Raw genomic sequence first — 19,782 nt, 5'->3', positions numbered from 1 at the left:
GCCATGATTTTGGCCGCGGGTCTGGGTACTCGCCTTCGGCCGTTGACCAACACGATTCCCAAACCCTTATTGCCGGTTGGAGGAACGCCGCTCATTATTTGGAATTTGTTGATGTTGCGAGCATCTGGAATTCGTGATGTCATTATCAATCTCCATTATTTGGGGCATTTGATCGAAGAGGTGATTGGTGATGGATCAGGTTGGGATATGCAGGTGAGGTATTCTCGTGAACCAACCCTGTTGGGAACGGGTGGGGGATTAAAAGCGGCTGAGTGGTTTTTTGGGCAACACCCGTTTTTGGTTATAAATGGTGATACGTTGATCGATTTGGATGTGAAGACATTGGTCGAGTTCCATCAGACTCATGGTGGTCTGGCCACCTTGGTCCTTCGAGATGATCCGCAAGCGGCCCAATGGGGGGCAGTTGAATCGGACGCACAAAATCGCATTATCAGAATAAATGGCCGGGGAATGAGCAATGCCGAATTAACTGGCCCCCTGTCTGAACGAATGTTTGCCGGGGTTCATATTCTCCATCCATCTATTCTCCACGATGCTCCTGCGGATAGATCGTTTTCCATCATCGATTCTTATACGAATGAGCTTGCGGAGGGGACAAAATTATTTGGATTTCTTCATGACGGCTACTGGTCCGATATTGGAACGATGGCCCGTTATGCTCAGGCGCAAGCCGATGTGGAGGCCGGAGTGATAGCTCTTAAGACCTAAGGTGGTCCTTCTGATGATAGGCTGCCCAGCATTTTCCTCCATGGATTGAGTTGTCTGGGATATGCTGCGAATAGGTTGCTTAGGAATTGGCGCCAAAAATCGCACCCCCTTTTGACGGGTTGACGTCCAGAGAAGCTTGCCAAAAGATATCGATATCGGGTTTATTATCTAAATACTCCCTGTGTTTTTCCCATTCCTTGCGGCAGGGTGAGGGTAATCGTGGCCATTTTCAATCAACTCCATCATCTACTAGAAAAGTCCTTGCGGGATTTTCAAGCGAAATCGAGTGATCTTTCCGATACTCAAGAACAGGAACTTACCCAAGCCCTTCACCGATTGACGGGTCGACTTACCGAAATACTTTCGACAAATTCCGACCCATATCCTACAGCCGAATTGCTTTCGGGTTGCAGTCAGCCCGTTTCGCTGAGGGCTCCCACTCTTCTACCGGAACCACCTCAGATCCATTTCGTGACTTCGTGTGATGGTGTGGTCCTCATGGCCAATGAGGTGGTGGGTGATGTCCTGGGAATGGATCTGGGTGAAATAGGGCAGGTTTCCATTGCCGATTATGTTGCTCATGAGGAATGGGAAATTCTTCGAAACCATCTTTGTGCGCTTGACGTTCCTCCTAAACTCTTGAATAGCATGCTGACGATTCTCCCAGCGGGGAAACCATCGCGAACGATCCCATGTGTGGTAACGCCTATGGTCGATCAGTCGCAGAAGGTGACTGCGTGGCACTGGGGATTGACCCTGGAAGCGGAGTACTCTTCCTCTCAGCCTTTTTCCCAATTGATGCAGAGTCTCGAATCGCAATTGTATGCCGGTCAGAGTCTGGATGTGTGTCTGACGAAGATTTGTGATGCCCTTGTGCAAGCCTTTGGTTTTCCCTTTGTGTGGGTGGCCACTGTGCGAAAGGGTAGTGTGCCCCAGTTACGCGCGCATGCGATAGCAGAGGCTTTTGATTGGGAATCTCAGGGAGCTCTGTGGTGGAGTGAGGTTTCGCAGCAAGCTGAGTTCTTTCAAGCTTGTGAGGCATCTGAAATGTTACTTCTTTCTTCTTGTCTTTCCCCCAAAGGTGGCATGGTCTGGTTTCCGCCGGGATTGCAGTTACACCAAATCTGGAGTATTCCCTTGTCTTTTCAAGAGAATTGTTCCGGTATGCTGGTGGTGGGTTCTCAAGGCCCACAGCCGGTTGATCCGACGGTACTTGGATGGTTGCAAGCATTAGGATATGAAATCGAACGGTTGATAGCGCATGGAAAGCAGCTGGATCAATGGCGATTGCAAAGTGTGGCTTTGGGCTCAGTATTTGATCCAATATGTGTGACAGACACCCAGGGACGTTTGGAGTGGGTGAATGAAGCCTATGCCGCTTTGCATGGCTCCGCGACTCAATCACTGTTGGGTTTTCCGTTGAGCTCGTTTCCTCATGCAGAACTGCAAGTCAGGAGGTCTCTGTCAGATCCCTTCACCCCAGAATTCAATTTCGTGAAGACCGAGGTTTTGCAAACGGGTACCAATGGTCAATCTCTGGTTTTTGAGCAAGTGGTGACTCCTTTGCTTAATGAACGGGAAAACCTCACGCATTTTGTGGTGATCTGGCATGATGTGACTGCCCGGAAGACACAAGAATTGATGATGAAGCATCAGGCCTATCACGATCCGTTAACCGATCTCCCGAATCGAATTATGTTTGAAGACCGCCTGGAGCAGGCGTTGGCGCAAGCCAGACGGAATGGAACCTTACTGGCATTATTCTTTTTGGATCTCGATAATTTCAAAACCATCAATGATTATCATGGTCATCAGACTGGAGATCGCGTCTTACGCATCGTGGCGGAACGTCTGACAACTTGTGTGCGATCGACCGATACTGTTGCGCGTTTGTGCGGGGATGAATTTACCGTGATTCTTCAAGGGCTTGAACATGTTCAGGATATTCGTCAGGTAGCCTTGAAAATTCTAGAATGCCTTATTCCACCCATTCGATTAGGAAAAGAAAAAATTCCTATTCAAATCAGTATTGGAATTTCGGTTTATCCCAAGGATTCCACGGATCCCCATCGATTGGTAGAAATTGCTGATCAGGCGATGTATCGGGCTAAAGAATGTGGTGGGCAATGCTGGAGGTTTGCCACGTCTGAATGGAACGATGAATAGTCCTTGCCACCCTAATTCTCTCCTCCTGTATTCATCCCGAGGCCGTCCATTCTCCCAAAATGGGGATTCCCTTCATCCTTCTCACTAACTGACTGTGCTCGGCCGGCTTCTTCAAAAATTCATTGATCCCGCGCATACTTTTCCCGCCTAAAAATCTCCCATGTTTTTGTGTCCTTTAAAACGCGTTGAGAAAAAGCCACGATTGTTGATTAAATGCTGCTTCTGTTATATCACTCGCCTCTTCTTGTTGTGGTGGGTCTTTCCCAACTCCTCCATTAATATCTCCCTAAATCCTGTACCATATTGTCAGAAGGGCTTTGGGGATGGTTCTTGGCCGAGCTCTGAGGTGAAACCCCTAACTCTGCAATACATCTATGGAATTTGAGGTAATTGGTGTGGGCGCTTTTCTTATAACTGTTTGAAAGCGAGGGGGACTTTGTGATCGAAACGGCTCGACGAGGAGTGCCTATCGTATCGGCATAGTCCCTTGGCCTTGTTTTTGCTAATTCTTATTGTAGTTGAAGAATTTCAAGAGGCATTTCGTGGTTTGTTCGTTGTGCTGTTGAACAAGGAGTTCGAAATATGACTGTTCATTCATTGACCCGCAGAATCTATGTTTGGGGAATAGTGATTCTGATGATGTTGCTGGCCACAGGGTGTGGACATCGGTCTTCTCAGGGAGTTCATAAATATGGCAAAAAATCTGGCGCCCCGACTGCGGTGGCCGCACAGGGAGATTTTACAACGGAACCTTCAGATCAAGCACTAAACAATGGGTCATCCGCTGTGGAGGGGTATTTCCCGGAAGGGGCAGGGACTTTCTCCGATTTGCTTGAGAAAGATTCCTTGATCCGGGAGGATAATACATTTGGGTCTGGTCTCACGCCTTCTGACTCTCCCAATGATTATTGGGAGGATCGGACTCGTGCGGAACAATTGACCGCACAAAGCGGTTTGCGGGATGTGCATTTTGAATTTGATAGCTTCCAACTTAATGAACAAGCCAAGGCAACATTAGTCGCCAACGCGGATTGGCTGAAAGCGCATCCGCATGCCGAGATTACCATTGAAGGACATTGCGATGATCGGGGGACGGCTTCGTATAACCATGTCCTAGGTGAAAAGCGTGCGATTCGCACCAAAACCTATCTTTCAAGTTTGGGAGTCCCTGCTGAACGACTTCATGTGATGTCATTCGGTAAGGAGAGCCCAGCCTGTTGGGATTCGACTGAACCGTGTTTCCGGAAGAATCGGCGAGCTCATCTCGTTCTGGATATCAGTGTGGCCTCGACACCGATGCCCTATGTGGCTAACAGCCAGAATTGGTAGAAGGCTCTTGCCGGCCATGGCCTGTTTAAGGGTCTCTGAGATGATAAGGGAGATGTTATGCTAAGCCCTCATTCGTTTTCGTATCGTTGGAGTGTTCGACTTGTCATTGTGGGCTTGAACGTGATCTTGGCTGGGTGTATGGCTCAGCAGGCGGATGTGGTACGAATCAAACGTGAATTGGACGCCAAGATCGGCCAGCTGGATAAGAGTAAAACATCACTTCAGCAAGCCGTGAGTGAGGCGAATACGTCATTGGAAAAAGCGAATACCCTTATCGCCAAACAGCGAGTTGAGATTCAGGAGTTACTGCATGCTCGTGCCGAAGTGATGGATCAGTTTGCCACCTTAAAGGAAACGGACCTTTCCCAGGTTCGGGGGGGGGTTGAAAGCAATCAGAATCAGGTTAGCGAATTAACCAAAATAATGGCGCGGTATGAGTCGGATATGAAGGACGTCCGAACCCAGCTTCAGCAATCTGAGCCTCTGGTGCATCAACTTCGAGATCGTTTGGCAGGGGAAGAGCAACTTCTGACGGAGCAAGGAGGTAAGTTAGGCGAATTCCGGACTTCGTTAGTGGATTACCAACAGGTGCTCGCTTCTCTTCGCCAACAAGTTGCCCAACAGGAACAGCAGGTAGGGGAGTTACGCAGACAGATCGAACTCAAGGCGCAACAACATGATGCTCAGGCGCAGCAGGTCCAGGCGAATTTTGAAGAGGTCCGGCGAAGTATACAGTCGGTGGTCGGGACGTTAGAAAAAGTCAGTGTCACATTCGGGGGGCGATTGGATGAACATGAACAGAAACTCTCCCCTGTGGCTGGTCAACGCAATAGTTCCCTTTCCTCCAATGCTCAAATGCCTGAAAGCCGAGATCCGTCAGCGCGGTCAGCTGTTACCAGAGATTTAACTAATCAACGCACTCCACCATCGTCGCGGTCAGATGCGATGGATGGCTTATTTGCCACCAAGGAACGTTCTCATCCAGTTATGACTGGGTCGGTTGCCGCGTATGCTCCTTCATCTCAACTATCGAGGACTCTGCCGGCTCTGGGAGGGCCTTCAAAAACTGGTTCTTCCGGTCATGTCGATATGCAAAATGCTCAGGTGATTTATGACCGGGCGATGTCATTTCTTCGTCAGGGTAAATTTAGCGAAGCTTCCAAGGGATTTTCGACATTTTTGCGGACTTTTGCAGACTCTCCGTTAGCCTCAAATGCTCAATATTGGTTGGGGGAGTGTTATTACGGGGAAAGACGGTTTCAAGAAGCGATTGATGAATTTGAACGAGTCTTTGCCTTTTACCCTTCCAGCAATAAAGTCCCGGCATCCCTCCTTAAAATCGCCTTTTCGCATATCGAATTACGGGAGCTTCCAATGGCCCGGTCGGTTTTTCAACAACTTGTACGGACCCACCCCCAAAGCCCAGAAGCCGGCAAAGCGTACGGTCGTCTCCAAGAAGTGAATGCCTTCCTCGATAACCCTTCCTGAATTTCCAATTACCCCTGCATCGTTTTATCTCATCTTGTCTCACATAGACCATACCGGAATTTTTTCTCCTGGAGCGGATGTTTTGTCTGTTCAGGGAACGAGGAACTTGCCAGCTCGTCCCTGTCATGATTCCAGAGAAAAGTGCCTGGTTTTATAGTCATTCTTAAATGAATCCTCTCCTCATAATCCGTGAATAGTAGAAGTAGGTCCGAAGTCTGCTTCATGCAAGATTTTCCTAGGACCCTATTCAAGATGTTCCCTTCACAGACCGAAGCTTCGCTTACGGTGGTTTATCAACTCTGATCACAAAACTATGCTATCTCGGAACAGGGAAAATGTTCCAACCTTGACAGGCCTCAGGGGGGTTGCAGCGATATGGGTCGTGCTTCTGCACGTGTGTTTTGGGGCGTCAGATGGGTACTTGCCGGGATTCTATGAAAAGATTGAATGGGGGTTAGGAAAAAATATTATTCTCCAAGGATTCTATGCGGTTGATGTCTTTTTTGTCCTTAGCGGATTCATTCTGACGTATGTGCATCGCCATGAATTTGAAGGTCGATTGACTTTGCATGGAGTCGGGAGTTTTCTTTCGCTTCGATTGGCGAGAATTTATCCAATGCATCTGGTTGTCGTCGTTGTACTCATCGCAGCTGCTTTCCTTGGATTTTGGGATCAAAAGGCCATCTCGTATGGAGATGTCTTTCGTAATGGCACACTCACAAATATTTGGGTAAATCCTTCGTTGAATACTCCTGCCTGGTCCGTGAGTGCCGAATGGATAGCCTATCTCTGTTATCCAATTATTATAAAACTTCTGATTCCGATTCGACGAAGAGACTTTCAACTCCTGATTATTTTCTTCCTGGTCACCGTGTACCCGATGTGCATAATCTTCTTTCAATGGCAGTGGGAATGGCATTACGGTTGGGTGGCTGTGGCTCGAGTGTTGAATGGATTTTTATTAGGGTGCATGATGTTTTGCGTTCAGAAGCATTTTGACATACTCAACGATCCTTTGCGGGCATCTCGTTGGTGTCTGGTTTTTTTATTGGTTTTCATGGCGTTCCTGATATTGGGACTTCCAATTGTGTTTCTGTATCCCCTTATTCCATTTATTATTGTAACCTTGGCAAATGCACGAATGGGAATTGCTCAAATATTCGAGAATAAGATAGTTGTATTTTTAGGAACCATCTCATTTGGGATTTACATGGTTCACTACCCGGTATTAGAAATTGTTCGATCCGAATTTAATGATTACTATTCAGGAGTGAATTCAGAACTCAATCAACCTCTGTTGTGGATGCATTTATGTGGAATTCTTGGTTTTGTGATTGCGGTTGCCTCCTTGTGCTATTTCTGGATTGAAAAACCTACCAGGGATTATCTCAAGCGAAAAATAGGTGATCGAAGAACACAGCCCCACCAATTCCTGACTCAGAGTATCAATGGATAAGCTGCCCCTATGTATGGAGTAGCAGAATGTCAATTTCCAAGCTTTTGAAACAGGTGTGATGCGATATATCTTTGATTGGACAAGAGCGGATAGTGCGGCAGTCTTGTGAATGGGGTTTCATTGTTTTCTTAGTCTGCTGCAAGGCTTACATCTCCTTGATGTGCCCGTTCGTCGGTCCGATAGAGCAGGGTGAAAATGGCTAGAGGCTCACTTGCAGTCAAAGTGAGTGTGTATCTGACATTTTTACAATTGAGGAATCCGAGGTTAGGGTAGGGAAGTCTTGATGAATTACCAGAACGTATTGGTGTGTTCGTTAGGTGAGGCGAATGCCTTGGTGGGCGGGAATTTCCGGGACCAGGGCGAAAGGATGGTACACGTGTTCCCAGGATTCTCCGCGTTGTTCAATCAACGATTCGTGAATGGGACCTAACCATTGGTCGGCTTTACGAAGGTATTCGATTTTATTTGGATTAATGCCCATTATTCGGCAACAAGTGGCATCGACGGCAGGGAGATTCCTTCCCATGACCAGAACTCCGGATTGAACAGGATTACCCATTATCGGACCATCCCCTTCCATTCCGGTTATGCCGTCGACAATAGCGAAATGCGGCTTGAGCGTCGCATTGATATCCAATATAGATTGCGGAATCCCAGCCTGATGTAACACATTCTTTGGCCATCCGTAATAATTTCCTGGCATCACACCAAAAAAATTTTTCATGGATAGGGTAGCTCCAGCCCAATGGTGTGTTTTCATTTTGGCCAGCGAGACCACCCAATCAACTTCCTGGATTACTCGAGGAAACGTCAAGGTGGCCATTGTGGTCTGACCTCCGAGGTTAGGCCTGACTATCCCTTCCATCGTATTCAGGTCTCGAAAGGGGATGCGATCTTCATACAGGACATCTGCCAAGCCTGATTCCTCCAAAACTAAAAGAGTATCGTGGCGATGCCCAGGCCCTTCAGCTACCACGACAGACGCCGCACCCATGGAAAGGAACGCCTCGACGGCTCCTCGAACGACCAGGGGATGGGTATTGATAGGCGCTAACGATTGATGGGGCTCGACTAAATTAGGTTTTAACAGAATACGTTTTCCTTTGATCTCTAAAGGGGTGATCCCCAATTCTTGGAATCCTTGGCGAATGAGTATCGCAAGATCAGCTTCGTATGTTTGTGCATGAACGATAAAGGTCTGCGCGGTCAAGCGAGGGCCTATAAGCCAATGAAGGAGGGAAAATCCCGAAACAGCTAATCCCCCTCCCAGCAAACAAGCCTGCAGCAATTGTCTTCTTGTGAGCGTGGGTTGTTCGGTTTGCGTGAGAGTGGTGGTCGTGGAATGCGCCATTTTCTTCCTTGGTGGTAGGTACCCGAAGCGGGTGGTTATGTTTTTGACGCAGTGAACAATGAGTATAGTCCTTGTTGCGCTTTCGCACCGCACAAGAGCAATGCCAGGGAGGGAATGGCATAGGGCCCGTACCGCTCTTGACGATGCAAGCAGGCGGATACCAATTCCTCTGTGTTTGTGGGTTTTAATCCCCATGCACCGAGGCCCAGAAGTGTCCAGCCGAGTGAAATGGGAGTTTGGAGGTGATAAAGCTCGTGTGACGCATACTGGAGGCTTTCTGCTATTTCTTGAAGAGCGGTGCTGCCAGCCAATGCCTGTAAGGCAATGGCCGTGCACTCTGGAAGGGGAGGTAACGCACGGTTGAATACTGTGGTACTTCCGTAATTCCAGCCACCCGTGGGCAATTGACGGTTGATTAGCATTTTTTGTCCAGCTATGGCTCGAGAGTGGGTGCCCAAACCCACCTTCTGTAACGCCATGAGGGCGAGAGCAGTGGGTACCACCCAGCTATGGGTGTCAGCAACCCATGGCCAGCCTGGGATGGTAGTGTCGTGACCAATAATTGTAGGATCCGGATTTGAAAAATGGTGTCCCATAAATCCTATCAGATAGTCGACAGCCCGTGATTGCGCTTCGTGATACCGGGGAACGCCTTCCCAAGCGAAGATAGCGAGAGGTGTCGGCCAAGATGCCTCCGGGTGTGAGGGAGAAATGCTCACGCGTCCGTCGTTTATCTGTTGGGAAGCTAAATACGCCCTACCCCGGTCACAGCATTCAAGATCGAATGAATAGGAAGACAATGCCATAATAGCCCAAGCGCTCGCATCGGGCCTGGCCTCTTCCCCGGAGTGGTAGGGAAATCCCCCGTTTGGAAGTTGAATAGATCGCAAGAGTTCAAGAGAATGAAGAAAGGGTCCTTGACTCATTGAGGATAATAAGAAACAAAAAAACGTTAAATAAAAAACGATCTCTCATGTTGTTCGGTTTAAACAGGCAGAACTTTAAAAAATTCCGATCCCGATTTAGCCCTGTCCCCCCTTCGTCATCCCCGCTCTGTAGTTAGCGGAGATCCATCAGAAAAGCCACAAAGATGGTTACCCGCTTGAAAATGTCGGGGAGGACGAGGACAGGGGTAGTGGGGAAATCGGGACGGCGGCATGATATGGGAAAATCCCATGCCTTCAGAACGTGATGGTGTGTGGTGTCTTGGATTCTATAGCACCAGATCGGCACAAAATAATTTCGAACTTCTTGTCAATCAAAGCCTGGCAATTCGTCGCTGTTGGAACAATCGGATTAGACCTATTAGTATATCCCTGAAATACTTGATGGACTTTTAACGAACGTTATCTCATCTTCGTGGGGAGAAAATACTCCATCAGCCTGGATTTCCTTCCCGGTAACCACATGCCGTGCCAAATAAATAATGCACCAGGCAGTCAATAGTCCCCCGAATACATCGATCAGGTGATGTCCACCATGGATAAGCACGCCTGGGAGGACGAAAAGATTGATGAGAACTATTATAGGAAGCAACCAGCGGGAGGTGCGTGCGGAATACATAGCCAAAACGGCCATGATCGTGTGATACGAGGGAAAAGCCACCAGGCCTTCCATGTCCCTTGGAGAAATAAATTTAGGGCCTTCAGCCCCTAGGCGCAATAATTCGACACCATAGGATGAGCCAACAAGTGGTCTTGCCGTCTGCTCAATTGTGCCGGAAATGTCATAGAGCACGCTTGGGCCAAAGGCCGGGAACAGTGCCCAAAAGGCAAGCGTCACCAGACCTGAAGCGGTTATTGAAAGGATAAAAACATGGAGTTCTTTTTGTTTTCCTCCAAATCCTAAAATAATAAACAGTAAAGCCATTTGCGGTATTGAAGATAAATAGGCATAGCGCGTCAATTCATTTAATAATGGATGTTGACCAGCAAATTGAACAATGTCGGGCCATGAATACCCAATCCAAGAATCGATCTGAGCCAGAAAGGGATCAATGGGTTCTCGCCAAAGCGGGAGTAACAGATAACCGAAAACCGATAGCACAATTGTAAACAGAAGAAGCAACCCGGTGGCCATAAGCGTCATAGCGATTCGCTCACTACGCCCGCTTGAACGGTAGAACAGTCCCACTGTAATCATGAAAATTCCCAAGGCGAAAAAGAGGCTATAGGAAAACCAATCGAAACCAATGTTGCGCACAATAACCATACCAAGATCGAAGATAGCCAACACAAGTATGGTATTGCGTAAAAAACGCTCGACTGGCCATAGGAAAGGTTTTGTAAGTGGGAAAGTCCCCACTCTCATTATGTACATCCTCGCATTCGAATGGAGTCACTATAGTTGTGGGCAGGTACGGACCGCACCGTTAAATAGTGTCTATAATGCTTTGCATGATTTGACGAACGTGTCCCGATCGACTTGAAAATCCCCATCATCAACCGGAGTGTTATCGTGGAATTGTAATTCACCTGGTGAAGAGCGTGACGGCAAAAATTGGTGCTTATATCAATTGTATTCCTCCCTGTAGGTGTGGCACCGGTATTTGAGCTAAAAGCTGTGGAGATGGCGGGAAGGCGGATATACGAAAACAAATTCAACTGATCAACCAAACGGTCTAATTGAGTGGTTATAGTTCGGTTAAGAAAAGGCATCGGAAATGGTTAGATTGGTTCAGAATGGACCACCTTGCGAGGCGTCTTGAAAAATGGTTCAGACCAAGTTCTTTTCGGAATTTTTCCTTAATATCTTGAGATCGTGTGTCCGAGGTTTTTCTAAAGAAAAATTAGTAAATTAGGGGGTGAGCATAAAAGTTCAAATTTACTAACCCAGCTCCTATTATAATCCTGCGTCAATGTTGTTGACTGACTTACTGGAGTTCACCGCCAAAACAGGCTTCGCACAGAGAAATATACAGTGTATTCTTAGCCATCATCAGCGACATTCCCTCGTCATTATCATATTCCATCTGCCCTCCACGGATTTCTCCTCCTTTTTCCTTGTCGGTAGTTAGCAGAAATCTCTCCGAGGAACCTAAAAGTTTGATGCCTGATTGAAAATGTCGGCCCTGACACGGGAAGAGTGAGGGTAGTGGTATTTCGTCAGTCGGTTGGCTGTGTGCATTGCACTCCGACCATATAGCTCACGCCTGCTATCATCCCACGTCAAGTCTGCAGAGGTACGGTCGGGGACGGTCTGACCCGACATCCGAATTACCTTCACATCACGTCTTCGACGGACGTTCCGAACAATTTTGATCTCCTTCGTTAACAAAGGGGGGCAACACATCGTACCGCCTCACAATATGAAACATATTCAATGAAAAACATGAGCAAGTTTTTCCTGAAGTGGTCGATAATGAAGCATGAAAACGAAGAGACACAAAATACGGAATAGAAAATTTTCATGGATTTACGAGCATTTGTTCATGACCATGAAACATGGATTCGGTCGGGTGCCCCTTCCCGATAAGGGCGAACACGTCGTAAGACGTGGGCGCAAAGCCACGGGTCAGGGTTGGTCCCTGATAGCCGGGTTGCCGAAGGCACGGAGAGCCAAGGGGCAGCGTCTGCGTCAGAATTTTCCGGGCAGTCTGGCGTAACGAAAGTATTTACCTTCGCCCGTTAAGGAGATGCGCTATGGTTAACCAAGTAATGCGTTTCGTGAATGATGATGAGGGAGCCACCGCTATTGAGTATGGCTTGTTGGCCGCATTAATTGCCGCAGTGATTGTCACGGCCGTGACTGCTGTAGGGACTGCCCTCAGTGGTACCTTTACTACGATTTCCACGAGTGTTGCGGCTCCAAGCTAAGGGAGAACTCCTTCCCGCAGGGGTGCTTAGAAGTGCCGTTCCCTGTGGCATCTCATAGGGGCGGTACTTCCGCGGGAAGCCCATTTTGAAAGGTGGCGAAGTCTTGAGAGGTGGCGAGAAGGTCAGTAAAGGATAGGGAGGCCAGCATCATGCAGACAATTCTCCTGAATTATTGGCATCACTGGGTAAAGAACCTCCTTGTTGATGAAGAAGGTGCCACGGCGATTGAATACGCACTTTTGGCTTCGCTCATCGGGGCCACGGCGTTAAGTGCTCAAGCTGCCTTGGGAACCGCCGTTGGGAACATGTATACGCAAGTCATGGGTGTCATCGCGGGTGCGTTGGGTAGTTAGCGGGATACTGATAAAGTCTGTTCTCAGTGGTGTTGGAGGGGTAACCACCTTAAAAAATTTCGCTCAAGTCTTTCAACCGACGCATTTAGATGTCTTAGCGTCTTCGCATTGTTCTTCTATACCATGGTTCGTACCTTATTCCGGACTTGTGCCGTATCCGATCCATCTCTAACGGTAGTGTTAGTGGAATTTGAAGGTATGGCCTGATCGCTACCCTCCAAACCTGGTCTTCCGCCGGTTTCACGGACAGGTTAAAGAAGAGTTTTGGACTTGCTTCGTTTCCGTAGACACTCACCCTAGTTTTGCCATCTGCTGCTCCTACGCTGTTGGGCTGATATTTCCCAGGTGCTGATGACGTCTCGCCCGATTATAACACACCTCAATATAATCAAATATTTCTGCTCCCGCGGCTTCACGGGGTTTAAAGATGTGGCGACGTATTTTCTCCTTCTTCAGGGTCCCAAAGAAGGACTCGACCGCCGCGTTATGATAACCGTTTCCTCTGCGACTCATGCTGGGGAGCAAGCCATGCGTCTGGCAGAACCGATTCCATTCATCGCTGCTGAACGGCGATCCCTGATCCGAGTGGATAATCACGTCATGCTCGGGCTTGCGTCGCCACACGGCCATCAGTAAGGCGTCCAGCACGATCTCCTGAGCCAAGGTGGACTTCATCGACCAGCCGATGATCCGGCGTGAGTAGAGATCCATCACCACCGCCAGATACAGCCACCCTTCGTCGGTTCGAATAGAGGTGATGTCGGTCGCCCACGCACGATCCGGCCGGTCTATCGCAAACTGTTGCTGCAATCGAGTCGGTGCCGTAACCGCAGGCTTGGGGTAGCGGATACCTGGCTGCTTGTAGCCGCGCTGGGCGCGTATCTTGTGACGCTTCATGATCTTGGCAATCCGGTTCTTGCCCACCCGCTCACCCACTTCACGCAGATCGCAGAGCATGCGGGGCGCCCCATAGGTACGGCCACTCGCCTCATGCGACTCGCGGATTAGACCCAACCGGCGGTCATCGTCTTGCGCCCGCTGGGACGGGGGGCGCTCCACCCACGCGTCATACCCACTGCGCGATATATCTAACAGGCGACACATCGGCTGCACCGCCTACCGGTCCTGATGCTGCAAGATGAAGGCGTACCTCACGCCGGGTTTTTCGCAAAGTACGCGGCCGCTTTTTTTAGGAGGTCACGCTCTTCCTGTGCACGGCTGAGTTCCGCCTTCAGCTTCAGGTTCTCGCGCCGAACCTCTTTGAGCTCCGCCTCATATCGATCGGTGGCGTTGGGGCTATAGACTTTCACCCACTTGTACAGACTTTGTCCTGAAATCCCCAATCGCTTCGCCACATCACCTACCGCGTACCCCCGCTCGATAACTTGCTTGACCGCCTCTTCTTTGAACTCATCCGCAAAACGCCCCTTCGTCATACCGTATCCTCCCATGCTTTAAATTAACGTATAGGAGTGTCTACCGATTTGGAGGAAGTCCAGAGGCTTTTTCGATGTGTCCGCAAAATCAGGGGAAGACCAACCATTTAGATAGCCAAATGGAAACAAGGAGACATGAGTGGGCACCGAAGCAAACAAGTACAAAAGCTGCGACGATCCTAGCGCGGCTCGACGGCGGTAGAGTTTGCCCTCATTCTGCCGATTCTTGCGTCACTTGCATTTGGAGCGATCGATTTTGGGCGCATGTTGTGGTTTAAGGAGGTTCTGGTGAATGCGACCCGCGTGGGAGCGCGCCAGGAGACAATATTTTATTCGGGCAACGGCCAGGCAGAAATTGAAGCAGCCATCACGGCTTCTCTTGCTACGGGAGGAGTGGATCCATCAGGGCTCTCGGTGGTGGTCAATGGGGTCGGAAGCCCATAGGGACCGCCGTTAAATGTGGTGTCTACCATCCCTTGGAATTATTTTGTCATCGATAAACTCATCCCTGCGATTTCGACTCCAAACCTACAAGCCTCTGTGACCATGATGATGGAATAAGAAAAGGTGGAAAATGTCTTGTCCAAATCTTCAATGTGACGGAGAAACAAATATGTGGAAAAAACAACGATGGTCCCTTGTCTCACCGTTTTTGAACCAACGGGGCATTTATGGCGGTCGCAATGAGTATCATGGCCGGCGTGTCGATTGATGTCGGACAGGCTTTACTCACACAAAATGAATTGCACAATGCCTCGGATGCCTCCGCGCTGGACGCTGCGAGGCAATTGGGTGTGACATACCTTTCCTTGCCCATCGCTCCGCAGCAGGACATGGGTCGGGCACTCACTGGTAATGAACAATCACAAGTAATTGCTCAGGCGACGGCTGCGGCATTTGCCAACAGTGCTTCAGATGTTAGTAGTCTGTCTCTTTCGCAGGGAGATGTTGAATTTGGCATATGGGATTTCAATGCGCAGACGTTCAATCCAACGGTGAACCGGCCGAATGCCATTCGCGCGACTGTCCGACGTGATGGTGCGGCAAATGGAGCGATGCCGACATTTTTTGCCGGTATGTTAGGTGTGAGTACTATGAATATTTCGACCAGTTCGATTGCCGCATTAGGGACTTCAGGAGGACCTGTCCCACCGGGAGTGGCCGATGTGCCGTTTGCAATTTTCACTAACTGGTTCAACGGAGTCGCCAACTGCGATGGGGGTATACAATTTTCTCCGACTGGGCTGAATGCCTATGCGGGATGGCATGTTTTTGATCAGAACCCGGCTAATGCGAATACGCTCCGTAATACTATTGATGGGTTGAAAGATGGAAGCTATCAAAGTCCAGGGATCATCCCAGGGCAGACTCACTTTACGTTTACTGGTGGAGAAGTTGCTTCTGCCTTTCCCAATCTGATCGATCTCTGGGATGCGAAGAAACAATGGAATAGTGATACTGGACGGTATGAGTGGGATATCAATCTACCCGTATATCAGATGGAGGATCTTGTGGTAATCCCAGTGGTTCTATCACCATTGTGGGGTATGCTAAAGCGGTGGTGACAAACGTCAAGAAAAAGAATATTCAAGCGGAAGTGAAATGTGTGATCTTCCCCCGGTTTTGTGGACACGTCCATAAGTATGGATAATGTTCTGAAGGAGGTGTCGATGGGACGATCACGGAGGAGTTTTACCAAAGAGTTCAAAGTTGAAGCCGTTCGGCTTCTGACGGAGGGTGGAAGGAGCCTGGCTCAAGTGGCTCGGGATCTGGGCATCCGGGATACCGTGTTAGGCCGGTGGAAACAGGAGTTAGTCGAAAGCCCGGAGGGCGCGTTTCCCGGCCATGGACCAGGCAGCCCGGAAGCCGAGGAACTCCGGCGGCTGCGGCGCGAGAATGCACGATTACAGATGGAACGAGATATCTTAAAAAAAGCAGCAGCCATCTTCTCGAAGGATTCGCTATGAGATATGCGTTTATCCGAAATTATCGAGAAGTCTTTCCAGTCGGCCTGATGTGTCAAGTACTGGGAGTGGGCAGAAGCGGGTTCTATGCATGGCTGCAACGTGCTGAAAGCCCACGAAGCCGAGCGAACCGCCGTTTACTGGTGGAGATCAAAGCCATCCATCAACGCAGTCGGCAGACCTACGGCAGTCCCCGTATTCATGCGGATTTGCAAGCCACTGGTCAGGCCTGCGGAAAACACCGGGTTGCCCAGTTGATGCGCACGCACGGGATTGTCTCCCGGCACAAACGGAAGTTCAAGGCCACGACAAATTCTTGTCATACCCATCCGGTCGCGGAAAACGTATTGGCACGGCAGTTTGCGGTGGCCACGCCCAACTGCTGGTGGGTGTCCGACATCACGTATATCCCCACTCGCGAAGGATGGTTGTATCTGGCGATCACGCTCGATCTCTACCATCGGAAAGTGGTCGGCTGGGCCATGGATCGGTGGATGACTCAACAATTAGTGATTGACGCGCTCACGATGGCGCTTAAGAATGGGAAGCCGGGGCCTGGCCTCAGCCACCATTCTGATCAGGGCGTGCAGTATGCCAGCAATGCGTTTCAGGCTGTCTTAACAGCCTCGAGGATTCAGTGCAGTATGAGTCGGAAGGGGAATTGTTGGGATAACGCGGTCGCGGAAAGTTTCTTCCACACACTGAAGGTGGAACTCATTCATGCTCGACAGTATCACACACGTCAGGAGGCCAGAGCGGAGATTTTTAACTATATCGAAGTCTTTTACAACCGGCAGCGACGCCATTCTGTTCTTGGCTATCGGACGCCAGCTGAGTTTGAAGAAATGGCTCTCGCGGCTTAACTAGGTGTCCACGAAACTAGGGGAAGATCAGTGAGGGTTTATTTGATGGAACGCCAAATCCCAACCAGGCTGGTGGGGGGGCTGTGGCGCTTCAGCCCTTATCGGTTTATCCAAGATTAGTGTCCTGATGGTGGGTGGACAGACGGGAGCCTGAGAGGGGTTCTCAGCGACTGTTGTTCCCTGGACCGGAGAAGTCAAGGCCAAGCCTCTGGGACTTTTTAAATGTCCCCTTCTCAATGCTTTTCAAGAGTCAAATCGTGAGTCTCCGCATGTATGCACATGCGCATCCTTCCTGAAAAATCATCTGACGGAGAACTCATTTTCGTTTCGTTGTTGGTCCCGAGCCAATTTCAACGGCAATGTCTCTATCCTTCCATCATTCCCGCCTACGTGAGCATCCCTACTCGAAGAACCGAGGAATCCCTTTTGCCGCCTTCTTGCCCGGTAAAAAATGAAAGTGGGGAGAAAGAACTCAGAGCATGGCTCTTTCAAATCCAATTCCTGACCTCTCGCTTAATTCTCATAACTCTGTGTCGTTACTTCCCGACCTTGTTAATCGGGAATTCATCTGCTCCCATCAGCCACGACATTTGTAATCGGGAGTCTATCTTTCCCCACTTCTGATGGATGCTCGCTAATCACCGGCGGAGGAAATGGAGAGGGGTGGGCAGGCGGTTGGAGAAACGCGCCCGTTTGACGTAAGGGAGAGTGCTTCCTGCTGTGTGACCGTGGGGATGACGAGAAGGAAAACTCGTAGTTTATGGAGGGGAAAAAGATGGATTCTCAAAGATCAAAGTCGAGCATGACTAGGGAAGTGCTTGGTTATTTCACACACAATAGAGAACGTGTAAAAAATTCACGACGTGGTTGTTCAACATCTCTTCCTTCCGTTCAACACAAAAGAAAATGTTTGAGTTCCATGCCTCAGATACTGTCGGCTGAATGGAAGATATGCCATGACATACACAGGTCCGACATGACTAAGTGTTCTGGATGGCCACATCGTGTGAGGGCCTCACTGAAACCTTACGTGTTTGTCCAATGCCGGAAATGTAAAATCGGAATTTTTTAAATGTAATATTAAAGGCAGCCAAGGTGCATGAATAATTTTTGGATGCAAGCCTTAAGAAAGTCCGGCAACCCTCCGAAACATGAACCGTTCCCTGTGCTTTTGCTTCATGTTCGATGCTGGTTTATGTGTTTATTGGAAGGAGTCGTTATTGGTGTACCCTCTTGAAAGTGTAATTATGAATCTAATTAAAGGAATAATCTGAAGGCATGAGTTCTTCATTTCTTTTATTTGGATTAGCCTTGGGGTTAATAGTGGCCGCTGTCACTGATGTTCGGGAGGGGCGGATTCCCAATTGGCTGACAGGTTCCTTGGCAGTCTTTGGAATTGGATTAAATAGTCTGGAGTATGGTTGGGACGGATTCCTATTCAGTCTCGGAGGTCTGATTATGGGGTTGGTCTGCTTGATATATTTTTATCTTAAAGGGGGAATGGGCGCCGGAGATGTAAAATTGCTCGGAGCAATTGGAACAATCCTGGGTCCGGGCCAGGTGGTATTTGCGTTTGCATTTGCGGCCATGTTGGGTGGGTTGTATAGCTTGGCTCTAATGTCAAATCAAGGGGGGATGCGTCATGCCTGGGATCGGATGTTTCTCCTTCTTTCAACTCTCAAAATTACGCGGACCCTTCCGGTTTCGGGTGAAAATAAAACAGCGGAACCAAAGTTGCGGTATGCCCTCGTGTTAGGGCTGGGTACCGTAATCGCCAAAACGTTGTTTTATTATGATGTGTTGTAACTCGCGTTCGTTTAGGTATGCGAGTTGAATATGAGCAATCGGGGAAGGTTCTTTTTGTTGTCTATTAAGAATGCCATTTGCCATCCGATATGCATGAGGTAGAGAAGTTGAAACTTCAGGATTGATAAGCATGAATGCAAATTTTGGTCTAGATTTGGTGAAGAAGGGGGAGGAAGTCTCATGGGACAAAAACGTCCACTCGTATTTTTAGGAATTGCCATGATGATTGCCCTGGTGACCACGGTCATGGTTTATCGGTGGCTACAGGGGCAACGAATGATCGAAGTTGACGCCCCTGAAGTGGTGATGGAGGGTGTGAGTGTCGCGGTGGCCAGTGCCGATATCCCCTGGGGAACACCACTCGGCGAAAAAGCCGTACGAGTCATGACATACCCAGAAGAAGGCGTCCCAGTGGGTCATTTTAAGGACCTTGCTTCCTTGAACGGCCGAGTGGTGCTGACGAACCTGAAAAAAAATGAGCCTATTTTAGAGTCTAAGTTGGCTCCCATTGATGTGAAAACGGGCGGAGTGTCTGCAGTCATGGATCCCAACAAACGGGCGATGGCTGTGAAAGTGAATGAAGTAGTAGGGCTTCCGGGTTTTGTGCAGCCGGGTGATCGGGTCGATGTGATGGCAACTTTTGAAGATCCTAGGGCTAAAAAGAAGGACAATGGCGGTGCGAAAGAAGAAGTGACCAAGGTAGTTTTGGAAAACACACTCGTGTTAGCAATCGATACGCAAATGGAGCGATCAGCCGGAGAAGAAAAACCTACTCCGGTTAAAGTTATTACACTGGAAGTGTCGTTAGAGGAAGCCGAGAGATTAGCCATGGCCGAAAACGGTGGGAAGTTACGATTGGCCTTACGGAGCCCACTGAACCCTGAGGTGAAGAAAACCAAAGGTGCAGACTTTAAGGATTTGATGCGATCCCACCAACTCATTCCTCCGCCCCCTAGAAGGGGGAAACCGAAGGAGCAAGTTGAGGTGATCCAAGGGACAGACCGAAAAACGATGAAATTTTAAGAG

The 19,782-nt window shown here is 49.0% G+C and carries 14 protein-coding genes, 2 pseudogenes and 1 riboswitch; of the genes and pseudogenes, 12 read left to right on the top strand and 4 right to left on the bottom strand.

Annotated elements, in window-relative coordinates; translation table 11 throughout:
• Positions 1-3 precede the first annotated feature (3 nt).
• From ACWHYD_RS16310 to ACWHYD_RS16290, 5 genes are all read left to right on the top strand, one after another.
• Positions 4-729 (top strand): nucleotidyltransferase family protein, encoded by a 726-nt coding sequence (locus ACWHYD_RS16310; RefSeq protein ID WP_447963081.1) that lies wholly within the window; start codon positions 4-6, stop codon positions 727-729.
• A gap of 219 nt (positions 730-948) precedes the next feature.
• Positions 949-2,895, top strand: a complete 1,947-nt coding sequence (locus ACWHYD_RS16305) for a diguanylate cyclase domain-containing protein (protein ID WP_447963080.1) — start codon at positions 949-951, stop codon at positions 2,893-2,895.
• A gap of 582 nt (positions 2,896-3,477) precedes the next feature.
• Positions 3,478-4,224 carry an OmpA family protein gene (locus tag ACWHYD_RS16300; protein WP_447963079.1) on the top strand — a complete coding sequence of 249 codons (747 nt, stop codon included), beginning with the start codon at positions 3,478-3,480 and terminating at the stop codon, positions 4,222-4,224.
• Positions 4,225-4,281: 57 nt separating this feature from the next.
• Positions 4,282-5,712, top strand: a complete 1,431-nt coding sequence (ybgF, locus tag ACWHYD_RS16295) for a tol-pal system protein YbgF (RefSeq protein ID WP_447963078.1) — start codon at positions 4,282-4,284, stop codon at positions 5,710-5,712.
• Between the two features lie 313 nt (positions 5,713-6,025).
• Positions 6,026-7,168 (top strand): acyltransferase family protein, encoded by a 1,143-nt coding sequence (locus ACWHYD_RS16290; protein ID WP_447963077.1) that lies wholly within the window; start codon positions 6,026-6,028, stop codon positions 7,166-7,168.
• 313 nt (positions 7,169-7,481) lie between these two features.
• On the opposite strand, the gene ACWHYD_RS16285 is transcribed toward ACWHYD_RS16290, so the two are convergent.
• The 3 genes from ACWHYD_RS16285 to ACWHYD_RS16275 form a co-directional block, all read right to left on the bottom strand.
• Positions 7,482-8,519, bottom strand: a complete 1,038-nt coding sequence (locus tag ACWHYD_RS16285; protein WP_447963076.1) for a DUF362 domain-containing protein — start codon at positions 8,517-8,519, stop codon at positions 7,482-7,484.
• Positions 8,520-8,554: 35 nt separating this feature from the next.
• Positions 8,555-9,445: a hypothetical protein gene (locus ACWHYD_RS16280; RefSeq protein WP_447963075.1), complete on the bottom strand. Its 891-nt coding sequence runs from the start codon at positions 9,443-9,445 to the stop codon at positions 8,555-8,557.
• A 379-nt stretch (positions 9,446-9,824) separates the two neighbouring features.
• Complete coding sequence (locus tag ACWHYD_RS16275) at positions 9,825-10,829, bottom strand: phosphatase PAP2 family protein (RefSeq protein ID WP_447963074.1); 1,005 nt, start codon at positions 10,827-10,829, stop codon at positions 9,825-9,827.
• Positions 10,830-11,984: 1,155 nt separating this feature from the next.
• Positions 11,985-12,065, top strand: a riboswitch (cyclic di-GMP riboswitch).
• Positions 12,066-12,160: 95 nt separating this feature from the next.
• Between ACWHYD_RS16275 and ACWHYD_RS16270 the strand changes: the two genes are divergently transcribed.
• Together ACWHYD_RS16270 and ACWHYD_RS16265 are read left to right on the top strand one after the other, a co-directional pair.
• Positions 12,161-12,334: a Flp family type IVb pilin gene (locus ACWHYD_RS16270; protein WP_312646613.1), complete on the top strand. Its 174-nt coding sequence runs from the start codon at positions 12,161-12,163 to the stop codon at positions 12,332-12,334.
• A 149-nt stretch (positions 12,335-12,483) separates the two neighbouring features.
• Positions 12,484-12,687 carry a Flp family type IVb pilin gene (locus ACWHYD_RS16265; protein ID WP_447963073.1) on the top strand — a complete coding sequence of 68 codons (204 nt, stop codon included), beginning with the start codon at positions 12,484-12,486 and terminating at the stop codon, positions 12,685-12,687.
• A gap of 318 nt (positions 12,688-13,005) precedes the next feature.
• Here the strand turns inward: ACWHYD_RS16265 and ACWHYD_RS16260 are convergent.
• A pseudogene (locus tag ACWHYD_RS16260) lies at positions 13,006-14,123 on the bottom strand (IS3 family transposase).
• 198 nt (positions 14,124-14,321) lie between these two features.
• Here ACWHYD_RS16260 and ACWHYD_RS16255 point away from each other — a divergent pair.
• The 5 genes and pseudogenes from ACWHYD_RS16255 to cpaB form a co-directional block, all read left to right on the top strand.
• Positions 14,322-14,567 (top strand): annotated as a pseudogene (locus ACWHYD_RS16255) (TadE family protein); the annotation flags it as partial.
• Positions 14,568-14,794: 227 nt separating this feature from the next.
• Positions 14,795-15,688: a TadG family pilus assembly protein gene (locus ACWHYD_RS16250; RefSeq protein ID WP_447963072.1), complete on the top strand. Its 894-nt coding sequence runs from the start codon at positions 14,795-14,797 to the stop codon at positions 15,686-15,688.
• Positions 15,689-15,793: 105 nt separating this feature from the next.
• A protein-coding gene (locus ACWHYD_RS16245) for an IS3 family transposase (RefSeq protein WP_447963071.1) occupies positions 15,794-16,950 on the top strand; the annotation gives its coding sequence in 2 pieces (ribosomal slippage) (positions 15,794-16,061 and positions 16,061-16,950; 1,158 coding nt in all).
• Positions 16,951-18,228: 1,278 nt separating this feature from the next.
• Positions 18,229-18,756 (top strand): A24 family peptidase, encoded by a 528-nt coding sequence (locus ACWHYD_RS16240; protein WP_447963070.1) that lies wholly within the window; start codon positions 18,229-18,231, stop codon positions 18,754-18,756.
• Between the two features lie 180 nt (positions 18,757-18,936).
• Positions 18,937-19,779, top strand: a complete 843-nt coding sequence (cpaB, locus tag ACWHYD_RS16235; protein WP_447963069.1) for a Flp pilus assembly protein CpaB — start codon at positions 18,937-18,939, stop codon at positions 19,777-19,779.
• Positions 19,780-19,782 lie beyond the last annotated feature (3 nt).

The sequence above is a fragment of the Nitrospira sp. Ecomares 2.1 genome (assembly GCF_965152585.1).
Note: the sequence above shows the minus strand (reverse complement) of the source record. Positions and strands in the feature narration are given on the sequence as shown.

Coding starts and splice junctions, on each gene's coding strand:
- ACWHYD_RS16310 (WP_447963081.1), top strand. CDS start 4: ATGATTTTGGCCGCGGGTCTGGGTACTCGCCTTCGGCCGTTGACCAAC.
- ACWHYD_RS16300 (WP_447963079.1), top strand. CDS start 3,478: ATGACTGTTCATTCATTGACCCGCAGAATCTATGTTTGGGGAATAGTG.
- ybgF (WP_447963078.1), top strand. CDS start 4,282: ATGCTAAGCCCTCATTCGTTTTCGTATCGTTGGAGTGTTCGACTTGTC.
- ACWHYD_RS16290 (WP_447963077.1), top strand. CDS start 6,026: ATGCTATCTCGGAACAGGGAAAATGTTCCAACCTTGACAGGCCTCAGG.
- ACWHYD_RS16285 (WP_447963076.1), bottom strand. CDS start 8,519: ATGGCGCATTCCACGACCACCACTCTCACGCAAACCGAACAACCCACG.
- ACWHYD_RS16280 (WP_447963075.1), bottom strand. CDS start 9,445: ATGAGTCAAGGACCCTTTCTTCATTCTCTTGAACTCTTGCGATCTATT.
- ACWHYD_RS16275 (WP_447963074.1), bottom strand. CDS start 10,829: ATGAGAGTGGGGACTTTCCCACTTACAAAACCTTTCCTATGGCCAGTC.
- ACWHYD_RS16270 (WP_312646613.1), top strand. CDS start 12,161: ATGGTTAACCAAGTAATGCGTTTCGTGAATGATGATGAGGGAGCCACC.
- ACWHYD_RS16265 (WP_447963073.1), top strand. CDS start 12,484: ATGCAGACAATTCTCCTGAATTATTGGCATCACTGGGTAAAGAACCTC.
- ACWHYD_RS16250 (WP_447963072.1), top strand. CDS start 14,795: ATGGCGGTCGCAATGAGTATCATGGCCGGCGTGTCGATTGATGTCGGA.
- ACWHYD_RS16240 (WP_447963070.1), top strand. CDS start 18,229: ATGAGTTCTTCATTTCTTTTATTTGGATTAGCCTTGGGGTTAATAGTG.
- cpaB (WP_447963069.1), top strand. CDS start 18,937: ATGGGACAAAAACGTCCACTCGTATTTTTAGGAATTGCCATGATGATT.